Raw genomic sequence first — 12,571 nt, 5'->3', positions numbered from 1 at the left:
GTGCTGGGCATCCGGGTGACGGTCATCGAGCGTCCTTCGCGTGTTCGGCCGCGCGGGCGACACCGCGTGAGCGGCGTCTCAGGCCCGCGATCGAGGTCCGGCCTCGGTCCAGTCCTTCGCGTGAGGGCCGCAAGATACGCGCGGATCTGGAACTGGTTCAAGGTAAGGGTCCGACATCGCAGCGTTGCATCCGTTGAGAGGCCCGCGTGAACCCGCTAGCGTCCGGCACGTTCTTCCGACCCGAACTTGGCTCCCGCCCCCTGCAACAGCTCATGTCTCCGACCGCAGATGGCTCGTCCGGCGTGGACCGCGCGGCCCCGACCTTGCGGCGACCAAGGGTCGCGCCGTGACGGACTCCAGGGACGAGCGGGCGGAGCGCCTCAAGGCCGCGCTGCGCCAGAACCTGCGCCGCCGCAAGGCGCAGGGCCGCGGGCGGGCCGAAGGAAGACCGTCTCCCGGCGCGGATCAGTCCTGCGCGCGGGAATCGGACGGAAACGGTCCTGATTCCGACAAATCCGGTCTATAGGGCACGGCCAAGCCTGGGCGCTGCCGCGCCCGCGATCAGCACGGCCGGCCGCGCGCCCTCGCGGGTGCGCCGCCCGAGGACACACGATGGACCGCATCCACATCACCGGCGGCGCGCCGCTCAACGGCGTGATCCCGATCTCGGGCGCCAAGAACGCGGCGCTGCCGCTGATGATCGCGAGCCTGCTCACCGGCGAGACGCTGGAGCTGATCAATGTGCCGCGGCTCGCCGACATCGCCGCGCTGACGCGGATCCTCGGCAACCACGGCGTGGACCACATGGTCGTGGGCAAGCGCCCCGGTCAGACCACCGAGACGGGCCAGACGATCCGGCTCACCGCCTCGAATGTCATCGACACCACGGCGCCCTACGAGCTGGTCTCGACCATGCGGGCGAGCTTCTGGGTGATCGCGCCGCTGCTCGCCCGGTTCGGCGAGGCCAAGGTCTCGCTGCCCGGCGGCTGCGCCATCGGCACCCGGCCGGTGGACCTGCTGATCATGGCGCTGGAGAAGCTCGGGGCCGAGATCGAGATCGACGCCGGTTACGTCGTCGCCAGGACCAAGAACGGCCTGCGCGGCGCCGAGTTCGCCTTCCCGAAGGTGACCGTGGGCGGCACGCACGTGGCGCTGATGGCCGCCGCCCTGGCCTACGGGACCACGGTGATCGAGAACGCCGCCCGCGAGCCGGAGGTGGTCGACCTCGCGGAGTGCCTGAACAAGATGGGCGCCAAGATCCGCGGCGCCGGCACGCCGCGCATCGAGATCGAGGGCGTGGCCCGCCTGAACGGCGCCCGCCACGAGGTCCTGCCCGACCGGATCGAGACCGGCACCTACGCCATGGCGGTGGCGATGGCCGGCGGCGACGTCGTGCTCAAGGATACCCGGGCCGACCTGCTCCACTCGGCCCTCGACGTCCTGACGACCACGGGCGCGGAGATCACGCAGGTCGAGGGCGGGATCCGAGTGCGCCGCAACGGCGCCGGCATCGCGGCGGTCGACGTCACCACCGACCCGTTCCCGGGCTTCCCCACGGATCTCCAGGCGCAGTTCATGGCGCTGATGACGCTGGCGAAGGGCCAGTCGCATATCCGCGAGACCATCTTCGAGAACCGGTTCATGCACGTGCAGGAGCTGGCCCGCCTCGGCGCGAAGATCCGCCTGGAGGGCGACCTCGCCATCGTCGAGGGCGTGGACCGGCTGAAGGGCGCCCCCGTGATGGCGACCGACCTGCGCGCCTCGGTCTCCCTGGTGATCGCGGGCCTCGCCGCCGAGGGCGAGACCCAGATCAACCGGGTCTACCATCTCGACCGCGGGTTCGAGGCGCTGGAGGCCAAGCTCGGCCGGTGCGGCGCGCAGATCGAGCGCGTCCGGGCCTGAGCGGCAGCGCTCGGTCCGAACGGGCCGGCGCGCGGCAGCGCCCGAGGCTCAGTCCTCGATCTGCCCGCGCCTGTAGCCGAAGCCGGGGATCTCGCAGCCGCAGGGCGCGTCGGGAGGCCCCGGGCGCACCCTGCACGTGCCGCGGGCCGTCACGCAGACGCTGTCGTCCCACCGGCGCTCGAAGTCGCCGCGCCAGCGCGGGCCGCGCCTGTCGTACGCATCGTCGACTGGCGGCGGGGGCGGACGCCAGCCATACCCGTCATCCGCGGGCGGAGGCGGCGGACGCCCGCCGGGCGGCGGCGGTGCGTAGAGATCCCGATCCGGTGCCGGACGACCGTAGATGTAGGGCCGCGCCTCCGGACCGACCTGCGCGACGGCGGGTCCGGCCGCCTGCAGTCCGACGGCCAGCACCGCCACAACCGCGCGCTCGGTGAGTGCCGCCATATGAGACCCTGCCCCGGCTCGACCGCCGGCGCGTCTAAACGGCGACGCTGGCCCGAGCCTGTGCCCGGCCGGGATCGCGATCCCCAGACCAGCCGTTGCCCGAACGGGGCCGCGCCGCTACCTACGCCGTGCCGCGGACCGGCCCTCGCCGCCCGACCCGCGCCCCGTATTCCCCGAGGACCCTCTGCATGGAGCTGCTCAGGCTCGCCGCCCTCGACACCGAGGACCTGACCGTGATCTCGGCCCATCTGCAGGACGCGATCCTGCGACCTCAGGACCTGACCTTCCTCGCCGGCGAGCACCGCTTCCTCATGGCGGTGCGCCGCTTCGACTGGACGCCTGGCGCCCCGCCGCGCCGGCGCCTCGCCGGCCTGCACATCGAGCGCGTGCTGGGCGTGAAGAGCCGCGGCCTGAAGCCGGACGATGCGACGCCGATGAGCCTGCTCGCCCTCACCTTCGAGCCGACGGACGCGCCCTCCGGGCACATCGACCTCGTCTTCTCCGGCGGCGCGGCCCTGCGGCTGGAGGTCGAGTGCATCGAGGTCCGGATGAAGGATCTCGGCCCGGTCTGGGAATCGGCGAACCGTCCCGGGCACGACATCGACACCGATACGGCCGCCGGCTCGGCGGCCTGACGCGAGACAGAAGGCTTCCCGATGGTCCGGCTCGACAGCAGCGATCCGAATTTTGCCGCCGCCTTCGCGCGCCTCCTCACGGTGAAGCGCGAGATCGCCGAGGATGTGGACGAGGCGGTGCGCGGCATCATCGCCGACGTCGTCGCCCGCGGGGACGAGGCGCTGGTCGATTTCACCCGGCGGTTCGACCGGCTCGGCGCCGATTTCTCCGCCGCGCAGCTGCGGGTCACGGACGCGGAGATCGAAGCGGCCGTCGCGGCCTGCCCGCCGGACTCGCTGGAGGCCCTGCGCCTCGCCGCCGAGCGGATCGAGAGCTTCCACCGGGCGCAGCGGCCCGCGGATCACCGGGCCACCGACGCCCTCGGCGTCACGGCCGGCTGGCGCTGGACCGCGCTGGAATCGGTCGGCCTCTACGTCCCGGGCGGCACCGCGAGCTATCCCTCCTCGGTGCTGATGAACGCGCTGCCGGCGCGCGTCGCCGGGGTGCCGCGCCTCGTGATGGTGGTGCCCACCCCGGACGGCCAGATGAACCCGCTGGTCCTGGCCGCCGCGCAGCTCTCCGGCGTCCACGAGGTCTACCGGGTGGGCGGCGCCCAGGCGGTCGCGGCCCTCGCCTACGGGACCGCCACGATCGCCCCCGTGGCCAAGGTCGTCGGGCCCGGCAACGCCTGGGTGGCGGCGGCCAAGCGCCGGGTCTTCGGCCAGGTCGGGATCGACATGATCGCCGGCCCCTCCGAGGTGCTGATCCTGGCGGACGGCCACGCCAACCCCGACTGGATCGCCGCCGACCTCCTGGCCCAGGCCGAGCACGACGTGGCCGCCCAGGCGATCCTGATCACCGACAGCGCCGAACTCGCCGGCGCCGTCGAGGCGGCGGTCGAGCGCGCCCTCACCACCCTGCCCCGTCAGGAGATCGCCCGGGCGAGCTGGCGCGATTACGGCGCCGTCATCCGGGTCCGCACCTTCGACGAGGCCGTGCCCCTGGTCGACCGCCTCGCCCCCGAACACCTGGAGATCGAGACGCAGGACGCGGAGGCGCTCGCCGCCAAGGTCCGCAATGCCGGCGCGATCTTCCTGGGCTCGCACACGCCGGAGGCGATCGGCGACTATGTCGGCGGCCCCAACCACGTGCTGCCGACCGCGCGCTCCGCCCGATTCTCGTCCGGGCTGGGCGTGCTCGACTTCATGAAGCGGACGACGATCCTCGCCTGCACGCCGGAGAGCTTGCGGGCGCTCGGCCCGGCAGCGATAAACCTCGGCCGGTCCGAGGGCCTGGAGGGGCATGCCCGCTCCGTCGCGATCCGGTTGAACCTGTGAGGTTTTGGGGATGGCGGAGAAGCAGCGCGGGCCGAACCGCCTCGCGAAGGTGAGCCTGGACGAGGGGTCCATCGCCCGCGGCAATCCGGATCAGGAGCACGAACGGGCGATCGCCCTGTTCGACATCCTGGAGGACAATTCCTTCACCATCCCCGGGCGGGAGGGCCCCTACGCGCTCACGCTCGGACTCGTCGAGAACAAGCTGTCCTTCGCCATCACCACGGTGGACGGTGAGCCGGTGATGACGCACCTCCTGTCGCTCACGCCGTTCCGGCGGGTGATCCGCGACTACGAGATGATCTGCGAGAGCTACTACAACGCGATCCGCACCGCCTCACCGTCGCAGATTGAGGCGATCGACATGGGTCGGCGGGGCCTGCACAACGAGGCGTCCGAGACGCTCAAGCAGCGGCTCGAGGGGAAGGTCGACCTCGACCACGACACGGCGCGCCGCCTGTTCACCCTGATCTTCGCGCTGCACTGGAAGGGTTAGGCGCCCTCCGCGCCGACCGGCGATGGCTGAGCCCGCTCCCGAGCCTCCTCCCGAGCCTTTTCCCCACGCGCCCCCGAAGAAGCGGCGGGTGCAGTCCGTCCTGTTCATGTGCAACTACAACGCCGTGCGCTCCGTGGCGGCGGAAGCGATCGCGCGCGCCTATTTCGGCAAGTCCACCTACGTGCAGTCGGCCGGGGTGCGCTCCGGCGAGCCCACCGACCCGTTCATGGTCGCCGCCCTCGACGAGGTCGGCATCGACGCGAGCCGGCACCGCCCGCGCACCGTGGAGGAGCTGGAGGACTGGGAGGGCCTGAACTTCGACCTGATCATCACCCTCGCGCCGGAGGCGCACCACCGGGCACTGGACCTGACGCACACCCTCGCGGCCGATGTCGAGTACTGGCCGACTCCCGACCCGACGCTGCTGCAGGACGCCTCGCGCGAGCAGCGCCTCGACGCCTACCGCGACGTCCGCGACGGGCTGACCCGGCGAATCAAGGCGCGCCTGAAGGCATAGGCGGCAGGCCCCCGCGACGCTGCCTTGCTGGCCGACCTCACGCGCTTGGCGGAAACGTCCTTTCCCGATGGCCGCTGCCAGGAATCGCCGACGTCAGCCGCGGTTGCCGACCAGCCAAGCGCGCATCCGGCCGGCGAGGAGCGGCCGGGCGCGCCCGACATCCTCGTCGTCGAGCAGCGGCGAGGCCGCGAGGGTCGCGAGATAGGCGTCCTCGGCGGTCCGGCAGGCCCGGAAGGCGGCGTCGGCGGCGAGATCCCGGTCCGTCAGTGCGGCCTGGATCCGGAAGTTGCGGCTGACGCAGTCGCGCCACGCGGCGTGGCGGGCTTCGGTCTCGCTCGCGGCCCGGGCGGTGCCGCAGGCGGCGGCGACGAGGACGACCGCCAGAAGCGGGACCGGCGTCACGTGGCGGGCTCGCGGCATCGTTAAGGCACTCCGTCACCCGACAGAGTGGCGCCGCAGGGTTAGCGATCCGTTAAGGAACGGCGCATGCGGCCGAGGTTCCACTGCTCGCCGCGTGGCTTGTTCACCGGTTTGCGGTGGTGACCGGGGAGGTGACGCCGCCGAGGGAGACCCAGGCGACGGCGTCCTGGCTCTCGCGCTTGATGAACACGTAGCCGGTCTTGTGCCAAGGCAGGATCGCGCTGGTCTTGTTGTCGAGCACCAGGTCGCCCCGGTCGGTGATCAGGGTCAGCACGGCGTGGCCCTCGCCCTTCTCGTCGATCACCACGGTCATGCGCATCGCCCGCCGCGGCAGGCCGGCCTCGGCCAGCATGTGGCGCTTGAGCAGCTGGAAGTCCTCGCAGTCGCCGATGCCGTCCTCGGCCAGGTCCCAGCGGTCGGCCACGTGCAGGTGGTCCTGGTCGGTCATCGGCTCGATCGCCTTGTTGACCCGCCGGTTCACCGACACGATCGTCGCCCAGGTCGCCGGCGTCAGGCTGATCCGGGCCGGCTCGCCCCGGTCCAGCGCGCACTCCGCCGCGTAGGTCTGGCAGAACGTCACCCACGCCGCGATCGGCTTGGCATCGCCCTGCACCCGGGCGCCGGCCTCGGTGGGCAGGCTCGCCAGCGTCTGCGCCTGGGCCGGGGCGGCGAGCCCCGCGACGGCGAGGACAGCCAGGGCCGCCCGGCGGCTCCGGGAGAGCCGACGCGAGGCGGGTCCCTTGACCAGGCCCTGCATCATGGAAACCGCGAACCGCATCGCCGGGACCCAACCGTTAAGCTCTCGTTAACGAAAGCTCTCACGCCGGCGGGCCGGCGGCAATCCGCCGATTAACAAAAGGTTAATGCTGTGCGCAACGCGGATAAGCGCACTCTCGGCCGGTCATCGTGACGCTCACCGGCCGTGCGCGAAAACGTGAAGGCGCCTCAAGGTGTTCTCCGACGAGATCCGCCGTTATCCCGGCACCGCGCCACCAAGAAGAAGCCTGTGGGCGGCAGGAGGAAGACGTATGCGTTGCGTTGCAGACAGAGTGGCCGGCCTCGTCCTGGCCGGGCTCGCAGCGGGAACCCTGGGGATGCTGCCGGCCTCCGCCGCGGCTCCGACCACCGCCCCGCCCGCGACCGACCTGAAGAGCGAGGGGCCGACGCAGCCGGCCAAGGTCCAGGACGGTCAGTACACCGACAAGAACGGTAACCCGACCTACCACGTCACGGACGGCGGCAAGATGGTCGACTGGTACACCATGTCCGGCTACGTCCGATACAGCGCGAACTGCATGGCCTGCCACGGCCCCGACGGGCTGGGATCGACCTACGCGCCGTCGCTGGTCGACGCCCTCAAGGGCATGGACTACGCGCAGTTCGCCGGCATCGTCGTGGGCGGCAAGAGGGACGTGAACGCCTCGCAGGAGTTGGTGATGCCCGCCTTCGGCGAGAACAAGAACGTCACCTGCTACCTGCCGGACATTTACACCTATCTCCGCGCCCGCTCCGACGGGGCGCTCGGCCGCAACCGGCCGTCCGAGCACGAACCCAAGCCCGCGGCCTTCGAGAAGGCCGAGGATGCCTGCATGAAGTGAGCCCTCCCGGTCCGGCTTCCCGCGCGAACCGGACCGGGTCGACACGCCCCGTTGCACCGCTCGATTGCGCACGACATACTCCGCCCAAGACGCTGAAGAGCGGGCGCCAAGCCTGCCGAGGGGGTCGCAGGGGGTGGAACGTGGCTCAAGGATCGGGAGTGCGCCGCCATCTGTGCGGCATCTGGACGGCCTGGACGGACGCGGCCGGGGCCGCCGACGCGGCCGCGGAGGTGGCGCTCGCGGTCGGTGACACCGCCCTGTCGCAGGTCGTCGCGTTCTTCTCCGCCGATTACGATGCCGAGATCCTGGCCCGTGCCCTGGAGACCCGGTTCCCCGGCGTGCCGGTGGCCGGCTGCTCGATGTCGGGCGGCATCGCCCCGGCCGGCGGCCTCGACCGCGGGCTCGTCGTCATCGCGTTCCCGGCCGAGCGGTTCCGGATCGTCTCGACCGTCCTCGACGCCATCGACCACCTCGACGTGGAGCGGACCGCCTCGGCGGTCCGGGCGCTGCGCCGGACCCTGGACCCGCTGGACCGGTGCCGCGATGTCGACGCGGCCGGCACGGGCCACCGCTTCGCCCTGTCGCTGATCGACGGGCTCGCCAACGCCGAGGAGACCGTGGTCTCGGCGATCGCCTGGGCGCTCGACGGCATCCCGATCGTCGGCGGCTCGGCCGGCGACGACCTGCGCTTCCGGGACGCCGTCATGCTCCACGGCGGGAAGATCCACCGCAAGGCGGCGGTCCTGGTGCTCGTCGAGACCGACTTCTCGGTGGAGATCTTCAAGAGCGACAATTTCGAGCCGACGCGGACCAAGTTCGTGGTCACCGCCTCGGACGGCGAGCGCCGCACCGTGCACGAGCTCAACGCCGAGCCGGCGGCCCGGGAATACGCGATGGCGATCGGCCTCGACCCCGAGGGCCTGTCGCCGATGAGCTTCGCCGCCTACCCGCTCGCCGTGAAGGTCGGCGGCGAGTATTTCTGCCGCTCGATCCGGCGGATGAACGAGGACGGCTCGCTCAGCTTCTTCTGCGCGGTGGATGAGGGCGTGGTGCTGACCCTCGCCGAGCCGCGCGACATCGTCGCCTCGACCCGGGCGGAGCTGGCGCGCCTCGACGCCGTGCTCGGCGGCGTCGACCTCATCATCGGCTTCGAGTGCGTGCTCCGCCGCCTCGACGCCGAGAGCCGGCAGGTCCGCCACGGGATCGCCGACCTCTACCGCCGCTACAACGTCGTCGGCTTCGAGACCTTCGGCGAGCAGTACCGGGCGATGCACCTGAACCAGACCTTCACGGGCATCGCCATCGGCAAGACCCTCGCCGCGGGCGCGCCGGCCGCGGCCCCCGCCCCGGCCGCGTCGTGACCCTGCACCCGAACGGCCTCGAGACCGACGCGTCCCTGCACCGGCGGATCGAGAAGCTCGAGCGGATCAACGCCGCGCTGATGTCCCATGTGGAGCGCTCCATGGACCAGCGGGGCAGCGCCTACTCGCTGTTCCAGACGGCGATCATGCTCGAGGGCCGGGTCCGCACCCGCACCGAGGAGCTGACCGGGCTGATGCACCGGCTGGAGCGCTCCAACGAGGCGCTGGCCGCGGCCAAGGAGGAGGCCGAGACCGCCAACCGCTCGAAGACGCGGTTCCTGGCGGCGGCGAGCCACGACCTGCTGCAGCCGGTCAACGCCGCCCGCCTCTCGATCTCGGCGCTCGCCGACCTCGACGTGCCGCCGGAGGCGCGCACCATCGCCGGACAGGTGGAGCGGGGCCTGCAGACCATCGAGGACCTGATCAAGACGCTGCTCGACATCTCGAAGCTCGATGCCGGGATTGTCCGGCCGCAGGTCCAGCCCGTCTTCCTGCCCGACCTGCTGGCGGGGATCGCGGAGAGCTTCGAACCCTTCGCGCAGCGCAAGGGCCTGCGCCTGTCGGTGCACTGCCCGGACCTGACCATCACCAGCGACGTGGTGCTCCTGCAGCGGATCCTCCAGAACCTCGTCTCCAACGCCGTCCGCTACACCCGCACCGGCGGGATCGTCCTGGCGGCCCGGCGCCGGTCCGGCGGCGTCCGGATCGAAGTGACCGACACGGGCTGCGGCATCGCCGCCGAGGAATGCGAGCTCGTCTTCGACGAGTTCTTCCGGGGCGGCGACCGGCCGAGCAGCGGCGAGGAGCCGGGCCTCGGCCTCGGCCTGTCGATTGTCCGCCGCATGGCCCTCGCCCTCGATCATCCCCTGCGGCTGCGCTCCCGGGTCGGCCACGGCACCCGGGTGTCGCTGACGCTGCCCCTGAGCGCGGTCCCGGCCGCCGCGGCGCCGCCCGCCCCGGTGGCGACCCGGCTCTCGGGAGCCCACGTCCTCGTCGTGGAGAACGACGCCTCCACGGCCGACGCCCTCGCGCGCCTGCTCCAGAACTGGGATGCAAGGGTCTCGACCTTCCGCGACCTCGCGGGGGTGAAGGCCGCCGTCGCGGCGGGCGCCGGGGCGCCGGACATCCTGGTGCTCGACTACCATCTCGACGACGGCGCCTGCGGCCTCGACGTGGCCGCCTATCTCCGGGCGCTGCGGACCGACCCGCTTCCGGTCATCGTCACCACCGCCGACCATACCGGCGCGGTCGAGGAGCGCGTCACCGCCGCCGGCGCGGAGCTCGTGCACAAGCCGATCAAGCCGGCCCAGCTCCGCTCCCTGCTCACCTACATGCTGGCCTGAACCCGATCGGGCGCCGCGACGCGCCGGCTCGCGCCCTGTCAGAGCCGCGGGCGTCCGCGGCGAACAGAGCCGTCCGCGCCGTGACATAGGACACACGGCCCCCCTCGACGGGCCTCCCCGCCTGCGCGACAGGGAGCAGCATCCGCGGCGCGTCCCGTGCCCGGATGTCCCCCCGCCATCGACGTCACGGACCCGCCGGGACGCCGCAGGAGCGCGCACCCATGGCGCAGGTCCCGCACGGTCCGACAGGCAGCCCGCCGGGTCATCCTCAGGGCACCGCGCAGGGGCCCGTCCAGGACGGCCTGCCGCCGCGCGAGCGCGTCCTCGCCATGGCGGCGATCGGGCTCGCCATGACCATGGCGGTCCTCGACGGGGCCATCGTCAACGTGGCGCTGCCCGTCATGGCCAAGGACCTCGCGGTCCGGCCGGCCGACGCGATCTTCGTGGTCAACGCCTACCAGGTCGCCGTCACGGCGAGCCTCCTGCCGTTCGCGGCCCTCGGCGACATCTTCGGCTTCCGGAAAGTCTACCTGCCGGGGCTCGCGCTGTTCGTCGCCGCGTCGCTCGCCTGCGCGGTCGCGCCGAACCTGCCGATGCTGATCGCGGCGCGCATCGTCCAGGGCCTCGGTGGCGCGGCGATCATGAGCGTGAATATCGGCTTCGTGCGCTTCATCTACCCGCACCGGATGATCGGCCAGGGGGTCGCCAACGTCGCGCTGGTGGTAGCGGTGGCCTCGGCCGCCGGCCCGACCGTGGCGGCGGCGATCCTGTCGGTGGCGACCTGGCCCTGGCTGTTCCTCGTGAACATCCCCGTGGGCCTGCTGGCCCTGGCGGTGGCGTCCCGGACCCTGCCGGTCACACCGGCGAGCGGCCGCCCCTTCGACCTCGCGAGCGCGGTGCTCAACGCGCTGACCTTCGGCCTGCTGATCATCGGGATCGACGGTCTCGGCGATCCGGAGGCGCGCAGCGTCGCGATCGTCGAGCTCGCCGCCGCCCTGGTCATCGGCGCGGTGTTCGTGCGGCGCCAGATCCGGCTGCCCGCCCCGCTCCTGCCGGTCGACCTGCTGCGGATCCCCGCCTTCGCCCTGTCGATGGCGACGTCCGTCGCCTCGTTCTGCGCCCAGATGGTCTCCTACGTGGCGCTGCCCTTCTACTTCCAGGACGTGCTCCACCTTTCCAGCACCCAGACCGGCTTCCTGCTCACCCCCTGGCCGATCGCGGTCGCCGCGATGGCGCCGATCTCCGGCCGCCTCGCGGACCGCTACCCGCCCGGCATCCTCGGCGGCGTCGGGCTGGCCATGATGGCCGCCGGGCTCGTCAGCGTGACGCTCCTGCCCGAGGCCCCCGCCACCCTCGACATCGTCTGGAGGCTCACCCTGTGCGGCCTCGGCTTCGGCCTGTTCCAGTCGCCCAACAACAAGGTCATCGTCACCTCGGCGCCGCGCGAGCGGGCCGGCGGGGCGAGCGGGATGCAGTCGACGGCGCGGCTCACCGGGCAGTCGCTCGGCGCGGCCCTGGTGGCGGTGATCTTCGGCCTGACGCACGGGCTCGGGGCCGAGCGGGCCGTCACCATCTCGCTCTCCTGCGCGGTGGCGCTCTCGGTGATCGGCGGCTGCGCCAGCGTCCTGCGGCGGAGTCGGAGCGGCTAGACCGACCCCGTATGCCACCGCGGGCGCGGGACCGCGTTGACGCGACGAGTCACGTGCAGGAGCGTCCCATGGATCTCGATCTCTCCGGCCGGAAGGCCCTGGTCACCGGCTCGACCGGCGGCATCGGCTACGCCATCGCCAAGGAACTCCTCGATCTCGGCGCCGAGGTCGGCATCAACGGCCGCACGCCCGAGCGCGTCGAGGCCGCGCTGGCGAAGCTGCGGGGCGAAGCGCAAGCCGGCCGCGCCTTCGCGGCACCGGGGGATGTCGCGACCGCGGACGGCGTGTCCGCGCTCGTCCAGGGGCTGCCGGTCGTGGATATCCTGGTCAACAACACCGGGATCTTCGAGCCGAAGCCGTTCTTCGAGATCCCGGATGCCGACTGGCAGCGCTTCTTCGACGTCAACGTGATGAGCGGCGTGCGCCTGTCCCGGGCCTACACGCCCGGCATGGCGGAGCGCGGCTGGGGCCGGGTGATCTTCATCTCCAGCGAGTCCGGGATCAACACGCCGACCGAGATGGTCCATTACGGGATGACCAAGACCGCGCAGCTCGCGATTTCCCGCGGGCTCGCCCAGACGGTGGCCGGCAGCGGCGTGACGGTCAACAGCGTCCTGCCCGGCCCAACCCTGTCGGAGGGCGTCGCGGAGTTCATGACGCAGATGGCCGGCGGCGCGGCCGACGCCGACCTCGAGGCCATGGGCCGCCAGTTCGTCGCGGAGCACCGGCCTTCCTCGCTGATCCGGCGCCTCGCGCGGGTGGAGGAGGTGGCGAACCTCGTCGCCTATCTCTGCAGCCCGGCCGCGAGCGCCACCACCGGCGCAGCTCTGCGGGTCGACGGCGGTGTCCTGCAGGGCCTCGCCTAGGATCAGGCAGGGCCCGCCCCCGAGAT

The 12,571-nt window shown here is 72.1% G+C and carries 14 protein-coding genes; 11 read left to right on the top strand and 3 right to left on the bottom strand.

What is annotated here, in order from left to right:
- The first annotated feature begins 346 nt into the window (after positions 1-346).
- Together ABIC30_RS15500 and murA are read left to right on the top strand one after the other, a co-directional pair.
- The gene (locus ABIC30_RS15500; RefSeq protein ID WP_081636463.1) at positions 347-526 is read left to right on the top strand and encodes a hypothetical protein; all 180 of its coding nucleotides are present in this window, start codon (positions 347-349) and stop codon (positions 524-526) included.
- 86 nt (positions 527-612) lie between these two features.
- Positions 613-1,902, top strand: coding sequence for a UDP-N-acetylglucosamine 1-carboxyvinyltransferase (gene murA, locus ABIC30_RS15495; protein ID WP_020092503.1), 1,290 nt, complete (start codon positions 613-615; stop codon positions 1,900-1,902).
- A 48-nt stretch (positions 1,903-1,950) separates the two neighbouring features.
- Here the strand turns inward: murA and ABIC30_RS15490 are convergent, their stop codons facing one another.
- Entirely contained in the window at positions 1,951-2,346 is a 396-nt protein-coding gene (locus tag ABIC30_RS15490) for a hypothetical protein (RefSeq protein ID WP_354455666.1), read from the bottom strand.
- Between the two features lie 188 nt (positions 2,347-2,534).
- On the opposite strand from ABIC30_RS15490, the gene ABIC30_RS15485 reads away from it, so the two are divergent.
- The 4 genes from ABIC30_RS15485 (at position 2,535) to ABIC30_RS15470 (ending at position 5,308) form a co-directional block, all read left to right on the top strand.
- Positions 2,535-2,981, top strand: coding sequence for a DUF2948 family protein (locus ABIC30_RS15485; RefSeq protein ID WP_354455664.1), 447 nt, complete (start codon positions 2,535-2,537; stop codon positions 2,979-2,981).
- Positions 2,982-3,002: 21 nt separating this feature from the next.
- Positions 3,003-4,298 (top strand): histidinol dehydrogenase, encoded by a 1,296-nt coding sequence (gene hisD / locus ABIC30_RS15480; protein WP_020092506.1) that lies wholly within the window; start codon positions 3,003-3,005, stop codon positions 4,296-4,298.
- A gap of 10 nt (positions 4,299-4,308) precedes the next feature.
- A complete protein-coding gene (locus tag ABIC30_RS15475; RefSeq protein ID WP_020092507.1) occupies positions 4,309-4,791 on the top strand; it encodes a UPF0262 family protein in 483 nt (160 codons plus the stop codon).
- Between the two features lie 106 nt (positions 4,792-4,897).
- Positions 4,898-5,308, top strand: coding sequence for an arsenate-mycothiol transferase ArsC (locus ABIC30_RS15470; RefSeq protein WP_234083060.1), 411 nt, complete (start codon positions 4,898-4,900; stop codon positions 5,306-5,308).
- 93 nt (positions 5,309-5,401) lie between these two features.
- On the opposite strand, the gene ABIC30_RS15465 is transcribed toward ABIC30_RS15470, so the two are convergent.
- Both ABIC30_RS15465 and ABIC30_RS15460 read right to left on the bottom strand, forming a co-directional pair.
- A complete protein-coding gene (locus ABIC30_RS15465; RefSeq protein ID WP_020092509.1) occupies positions 5,402-5,728 on the bottom strand; it encodes a hypothetical protein in 327 nt (108 codons plus the stop codon).
- Between the two features lie 103 nt (positions 5,729-5,831).
- Positions 5,832-6,506 carry a transglutaminase-like cysteine peptidase gene (locus ABIC30_RS15460; protein ID WP_020092510.1) on the bottom strand — a complete coding sequence of 225 codons (675 nt, stop codon included), beginning with the start codon at positions 6,504-6,506 and terminating at the stop codon, positions 5,832-5,834.
- 250 nt (positions 6,507-6,756) lie between these two features.
- Between ABIC30_RS15460 and ABIC30_RS15455 the strand changes: the two genes are divergently transcribed.
- From ABIC30_RS15455 to ABIC30_RS15435, 5 genes are all read left to right on the top strand, one after another.
- The gene (locus ABIC30_RS15455) at positions 6,757-7,326 is read left to right on the top strand and encodes a c-type cytochrome, methanol metabolism-related (protein WP_026604819.1); all 570 of its coding nucleotides are present in this window, start codon (positions 6,757-6,759) and stop codon (positions 7,324-7,326) included.
- A gap of 158 nt (positions 7,327-7,484) precedes the next feature.
- Positions 7,485-8,687: an FIST signal transduction protein gene (locus ABIC30_RS15450; protein WP_020092512.1), complete on the top strand. Its 1,203-nt coding sequence runs from the start codon at positions 7,485-7,487 to the stop codon at positions 8,685-8,687.
- Positions 8,684-10,030 carry an ATP-binding response regulator gene (locus ABIC30_RS15445; protein ID WP_042669683.1) on the top strand — a complete coding sequence of 449 codons (1,347 nt, stop codon included), beginning with the start codon at positions 8,684-8,686 and terminating at the stop codon, positions 10,028-10,030. The genes ABIC30_RS15450 and ABIC30_RS15445 overlap by 4 nt, the downstream gene beginning before the upstream one ends.
- 221 nt (positions 10,031-10,251) lie before the next feature.
- Positions 10,252-11,679 (top strand): MFS transporter, encoded by a 1,428-nt coding sequence (locus ABIC30_RS15440; RefSeq protein WP_083916050.1) that lies wholly within the window; start codon positions 10,252-10,254, stop codon positions 11,677-11,679.
- 68 nt (positions 11,680-11,747) lie between these two features.
- A complete protein-coding gene (locus tag ABIC30_RS15435) occupies positions 11,748-12,545 on the top strand; it encodes an SDR family NAD(P)-dependent oxidoreductase (RefSeq protein WP_042669684.1) in 798 nt (265 codons plus the stop codon).
- Positions 12,546-12,571: the final 26 nt, after the last annotated feature.

It is taken from the genome of Methylobacterium sp. 1030, assembly GCF_040544715.1.
Taxonomy (GTDB): domain Bacteria; phylum Pseudomonadota; class Alphaproteobacteria; order Rhizobiales; family Beijerinckiaceae; genus Methylobacterium.
Note: the sequence above shows the minus strand (reverse complement) of the source record. Positions and strands in the feature narration are given on the sequence as shown.

Bases quoted from the DNA above. Each gene is read 5' to 3' on its own strand.
- ABIC30_RS15485 (WP_354455664.1), top strand. From the start codon at position 2,535: ATGGAGCTGCTCAGGCTCGCCGCCCTCGACACCGAGGACCTGACCGTG.
- ABIC30_RS15470 (WP_234083060.1), top strand. From the start codon at position 4,898: ATGTGCAACTACAACGCCGTGCGCTCCGTGGCGGCGGAAGCGATCGCG.
- ABIC30_RS15435 (WP_042669684.1), top strand. From the start codon at position 11,748: ATGGATCTCGATCTCTCCGGCCGGAAGGCCCTGGTCACCGGCTCGACC.
- murA (WP_020092503.1), top strand. From the start codon at position 613: ATGGACCGCATCCACATCACCGGCGGCGCGCCGCTCAACGGCGTGATC.
- hisD (WP_020092506.1), top strand. From the start codon at position 3,003: ATGGTCCGGCTCGACAGCAGCGATCCGAATTTTGCCGCCGCCTTCGCG.
- ABIC30_RS15460 (WP_020092510.1), bottom strand. From the start codon at position 6,506: ATGCGGTTCGCGGTTTCCATGATGCAGGGCCTGGTCAAGGGACCCGCC.
- ABIC30_RS15440 (WP_083916050.1), top strand. From the start codon at position 10,252: ATGGCGCAGGTCCCGCACGGTCCGACAGGCAGCCCGCCGGGTCATCCT.
- ABIC30_RS15475 (WP_020092507.1), top strand. From the start codon at position 4,309: ATGGCGGAGAAGCAGCGCGGGCCGAACCGCCTCGCGAAGGTGAGCCTG.
- ABIC30_RS15455 (WP_026604819.1), top strand. From the start codon at position 6,757: ATGCGTTGCGTTGCAGACAGAGTGGCCGGCCTCGTCCTGGCCGGGCTC.
- ABIC30_RS15465 (WP_020092509.1), bottom strand. From the start codon at position 5,728: ATGCCGCGAGCCCGCCACGTGACGCCGGTCCCGCTTCTGGCGGTCGTC.
- ABIC30_RS15490 (WP_354455666.1), bottom strand. From the start codon at position 2,346: ATGGCGGCACTCACCGAGCGCGCGGTTGTGGCGGTGCTGGCCGTCGGA.